This is a genomic window from uncultured Mucilaginibacter sp. (assembly GCF_903913935.1).
Lineage (GTDB): Bacteria > Bacteroidota > Bacteroidia > Sphingobacteriales > Sphingobacteriaceae > Mucilaginibacter.
Genome location: NZ_CAIWNH010000021.1, coordinates 1 through 4,984 on the forward strand (window position 1 = coordinate 1; position 4,984 = coordinate 4,984).

General features: G+C 42.3%; 4 protein-coding genes. All 4 read right to left on the minus strand.

The features are described 5' to 3' along the window. Positions 1-711 (minus strand): AMP nucleosidase (locus tag QZY09_RS00840; RefSeq protein WP_295666885.1); only part of this gene is annotated, 711 nt, incomplete at its 3' end. A gap of 260 nt (positions 712-971) precedes the next feature. Further along, positions 972-2,210 (minus strand): ATP-dependent Clp protease ATP-binding subunit ClpX, encoded by a 1,239-nt coding sequence (clpX, locus tag QZY09_RS00845; protein ID WP_295666889.1) that lies wholly within the window; start codon positions 2,208-2,210, stop codon positions 972-974. A 190-nt stretch (positions 2,211-2,400) separates the two neighbouring features. After that, entirely contained in the window at positions 2,401-3,105 is a 705-nt protein-coding gene (gene clpP / locus QZY09_RS00850; protein WP_096353389.1) for an ATP-dependent Clp endopeptidase proteolytic subunit ClpP, read from the minus strand. A gap of 328 nt (positions 3,106-3,433) precedes the next feature. Beyond that, the gene (gene tig / locus QZY09_RS00855) at positions 3,434-4,777 is read right to left on the minus strand and encodes a trigger factor (RefSeq protein WP_295666896.1); all 1,344 of its coding nucleotides are present in this window, start codon (positions 4,775-4,777) and stop codon (positions 3,434-3,436) included. Between the last annotated feature and the right edge of the window lie 207 nt (positions 4,778-4,984).

Genomic DNA, 4,984 nt, shown 5'->3' on the forward strand with positions numbered 1-4,984 from the left:
CTGGTCTGATACCAGCAGCAGGGCTCCGGTAGGGATCTTGTTGGCAAAGCCGGTAGTAAAAATGGTCGCGGTTTCCATATCAACAGCCATCGCCCTCAATTTCTTCAGGTAACGTTTAAACTCCTTGTCGTGCTCCCAAACGCGGCGGTTAGTGGTATAACAGGTGCCGGTCCAGTAATCGCGGCCAAAGTCGCGTATGGTGGTTGAGATGGCTTTTTGCAGTGCGAAGGCTGGTAATGCAGGCACTTCAGGAGGCAGGTAATCGTTAGAGGTGCCTTCACCCCTGATGGCGGCGATCGGCAATATCAGGTCGCCTACCTTGTTTTTCTTTTTAAGGCCGCCGCATTTCCCTAAAAATATAACCGCTTTGGGGTGGATAGCGGTGAGGAGATCCATAATGGTTGCGGCAACAGAACTGCCCATACCAAAATTGATAATGGTAATACCATTAGCCGTAACGCTTTGCATCGGTTTATCTAAGCCCATAATTGGCGCATTATCGTTCCATTGCGAAAACAAAGTAATGTATTTCGAAAAATTGGTAAGGATAATGTAACTTCCAAATTCAGCCAGGGTGCGGCCGGTATAGCGCGGCAGCCAGTTGGTCACAATGGACTCCTTGGTTTTTAAGCCCGAAGTCACCGCTGAGGATACCTCTTTGGGCTTTTTTCCGGACTGTTCGTCTTTTTTTATAGCTAATTGTTCATTCATAGTGATATATTCTTCCCATTTTAGGGCATAGCTGTCAATTAAAGATTTTAATTTCGAACACCGAATAACGAATGTAGAATATTGAAGTAAAAAACATGGGCGTTCGGCATTCAAAATTCATTATTCGATATTCAATTCTTAAATTCTCGCTTACCAGACTATCACCCCCTTTAGAGGGCCGGGGTACTTATACAACAAACCCCGGCATTCACCAGGGCTTGTCATTATTTCAAATATAAAAACTTAATATGTCTTCTTTATTAAGCCACCTTTAATTTTTTAAGGTCCGATTTGTCGAACTTTTCGTGCGCGTAATCTAAAGTCACCAGCAGTCGTTTCACATCTTTTTTTGATGGAAACTCAAACATGGCATCGATCATGATCGCTTCGCAGATAGAGCGCAAACCACGGGCGCCTAATTTAAATTCAACCGCTTTATCCACAATAAAGTCAAGCACTTCATCTTCAAACTCCAGCTTTACGCCTTCATATTCAAACAACTTTTTGTATTGTTTTAATAAGGAGTTTTTAGGCTCGGTTAAGATATTGTGTAATGCTTCCCTGTCCAATGGATTTAGGTAAGTTAATATCGGCAAACGGCCAATCAGCTCGGGTATTAAACCGAAGGACTTCAAATCCTGTGGAGTGATGTATTTGTACAGGTTTTTCATATCCACTTCGCCGTCATCCCGTTTCATCCGGTAACCTACAGTTTGCGTGCGCAAACGGTTGGCGATCTTCCTGTCGATACCATCAAACGCACCACCGCAGATAAACAGGATGTTATTGGTATTAACGGTGATCATTTTTTGATCGGGGTGCTTGCGCCCGCCTTGTGGCGGAACATTCACCATGGTTCCTTCCAGAATCTTCAAAAGGGCCTGTTGAACTCCCTCGCCTGATACATCGCGGGTGATAGAAGCATTGTCGCTTTTGCGGGCTATCTTGTCTACCTCGTCAATGTAAACTATGCCGCGTTCGGCAGTAGCTACATCGTAATCGGCTGATTGCAGCAGGCGGGTTAAAATACTTTCAACATCCTCCCCTACATAACCCGCTTCGGTTAATACCGTAGCATCGCATATACAAAAAGGAACATTTAATATTTTGGCAAGCGTTTTTGCCAGTAAAGTTTTACCTGTACCGGTTTCGCCCACCATAATGATGTTTGATTTTTCAATCTCCACCTCATCCTTATCAATGCGCTGGTTTAAACGTTTGTAATGATTGTAAACCGCAACTGATAATATCTTTTTCGCATCATCCTGCCCGATCACATACTGGTCAAGGTGGCCTTTTATCTCGGCTGGTTTAAGCATGGCAGGTACTGAGGGCGATGCCTTCACTTTCCTTACCTTCAGCTCTTCTGCGAGGATCTCATTGGCCTGGTTGACGCACTTATCACAGATATGCGCATCAAGTCCGGCTATCAGCATAAGAGAATCCTGCTTACCGGCCCCGCAAAACGAACACCTGATTTCCTTGCTGTTTTTATTCATTTGGTTTATTATTGAGGTACAAAATTAACAATTTTTATTCAAAGTCGGAACCCCCGCTATGGGCGGAAGGCCGAAAGTTAAAAAAATGATTGCTTAATGTTAATACTACGTGCATAGTGCCGATTTTGTTTCATTCCGGCATAAAATCGATCTTTCCGACCCTGCCTGCCGGCAGGCAGGTTTACCGAATTTATTTACTTGTCTTGGTGCCGCGTAAAATCTCATCTACCATACCAAATTCCTTGGCTTCTTCGGCAATCATCCAATGGTCACGATCAGATGCATCCCATACCTTTTCAAACGGCGCACCGCTATGGTCGGCAATGATCTGGTATAATTCTTTTTTCAGTTTTGTTATTTCGTGATAGGTAATTTCAATATCAGATTGCTGCCCTTGCGCGCCGCCTGATGGCTGGTGGATCATTACCCTTGCATGCGGTAAAGCCGCCCTTTTGCCATTGGTACCTGCGCACAATAAAACGGCCGCCATTGAAGCTGCCATGCCTGTACAAATTGTAGCCACATCGTTTGAAATAAACTGCATGGTATCATAAATACCTAAACCGGCATAAACTGAACCGCCCGGTGAATTGATATAGATCTGGATATCACGTTTGTTATCCGCTGATTGCAGGAAAAGCAATTGCGCCTGGATAATGTTTGCAATATTTTCATAGATGGCATCGCCAAGGAAAATAATACGGTCCATCATTAAACGCGAAAACACGTCCATTTGGGCAACATTTAACTGGCGCTCCTCGATGATGTACGGGGTCATCCCGGTTGGCAGGGTACTTCTTTCAACGCCGGCTATAAATTTATCTACATAGATACTGTTGATACGGTGATGTTTAACAGCGTATTTTCTGAATTCGTTTTTATCAATATTACTCATGATACTTTTGTTAAGATGCGGGTTTTAATCGCGATAAATATAGTTGTTATTTTTAAAGTCCGAAAGTCGGTAAAGTCCGGAAGTCCGAAAGAAAAAATTTGATGAGGATAGCGCATTACATGCGAAAAGCGGCAAACAGTTATATTTTATGAATAAACCTTGCCACGACGATACCGTTCCCTGGGACATGCACTCCATGCAATGAAACGGCAATTGATACAGGTATTTGTCACCGGGTAGAAAATGTTACCACCCAATGACAAATACTTCTTGTTTTGTCTTTCTTGTCTTCCGGACTTTTCGGTCTTTACTGACTTACCGGACTCCCCTACAGCTTCTGGAAATCGGTATAAAGAATTTCCTTAGGATCCAAAGTAACCACGCTTTTGATAAAAGCGAATATTTTTAAAGCTTTTACTTCTTCAAATATCTTGTTGGCGTTTTCCTTATTCTGCAGGTATTGTACAGTGTACTGGCCCAATTGCTCGTCACTTAAAGCTTGCGGGCTGTACATCCTGAATTGCTGATCCAAACGGAATTTTGCAGTTTGAAAAACATCTTCATAGTCGATCTTGATGTCCTGCTCCCTGATGATCTTATTGCCGATCAGCGTCCACTTCAGGTTTTGTGCAAAATCGCTATAGCCGCCTTCCAAATCCTCTGTGGTCATTTTTTCGTCGCTTGCCTTTAACCAGCGTTTCAAAAACTCATCAGGCAACGTAAACTGGAATTTATTGATGGTATAATTATAAATTTCTTCCTGCAATTTGCGTTCAGCATCCTGCGCCATCATGCCTTCAATTTCTTCAGTAATTTTCGCCCTGAATTCTTCTTCATTGCTTACTGTTCCTTCACCAAATAATTTATCAAAGAACTCCTGGTTCAGATCGCTTTCTTCCAAACGGTTAACGTTTTTAACGGTTAACTGAAAGTTTGATTTCAGATCTGCCGCTGTTTCTTCATCAATTTTTAATAAACCAGCAATTTTAGCTGCATCGTTATCATATGCTTTCTGAATATCCAGCGTAACCACGTCTCCTTTTTTCAGGCCGATCAATGATGCTTTTATTGCTTCATCCTTTACCTGGTCAAGTCGTACCGACGCGGTTATGGCAATTCTATCCTCAAAAACAGAACCATCCGGTGAAAGCTGCGCCAAATCGGAATAAAGCACATCATCGTCTGCCGATACGTCAGGATTTGTCATTTTGCCATAGCTTCTGCGGATATTTTTGATCCGGGCAGCTAAAGTTTCCTCGTCAACTTTGATGACATATTGGGCTATTTTATCATTTGCTGAAAAATCAACCGTAAAATCAGGCGCTAAACCCAATTCATAGTTAAACTCAAAATTGTCGGTAAAATCCCAGTTATAATGTTTGTCTTCGTCGATTTTTGGAAGGGGCTGGCCCAAAACTTCCAGTTTTTCTTCGTCGATGTATTTGTTCAGGGTATCTGAAAGCAGGTTATTGATCTCATCAACCAGGATGCTTTTGCCGTACATTCTTTTGATATGCGAGGGGGGCACCATACCGGGGCGGAAACCGGGTATTTTAGCTTTTTTAGCCTGGTCCTTAATGGCTTTATCAACGCGGGCCTGGTAATCTTCAGGATTGATATTAATTTTTACAACTGCATTCAGGTTATCGATCTTTTCCTGTGAAATATTCATCTTTTACGGGTATTTAAACTTAAATATTGCGCAGGTTTTCATGCGCCTGCTTTTGGAGGGGCAAAGGTAGGGAAAAAGTTGGAGAATTGAAAAAGTGGGAAAGTCGGGAAGACTGAAATGTCCGAAAGTTGAAAAACTGGTAATTTCAGAGGGTGTAATTCAAATTGTCGTATAAAAAATACGTAAATTAGATTAGGTAAAATTAGC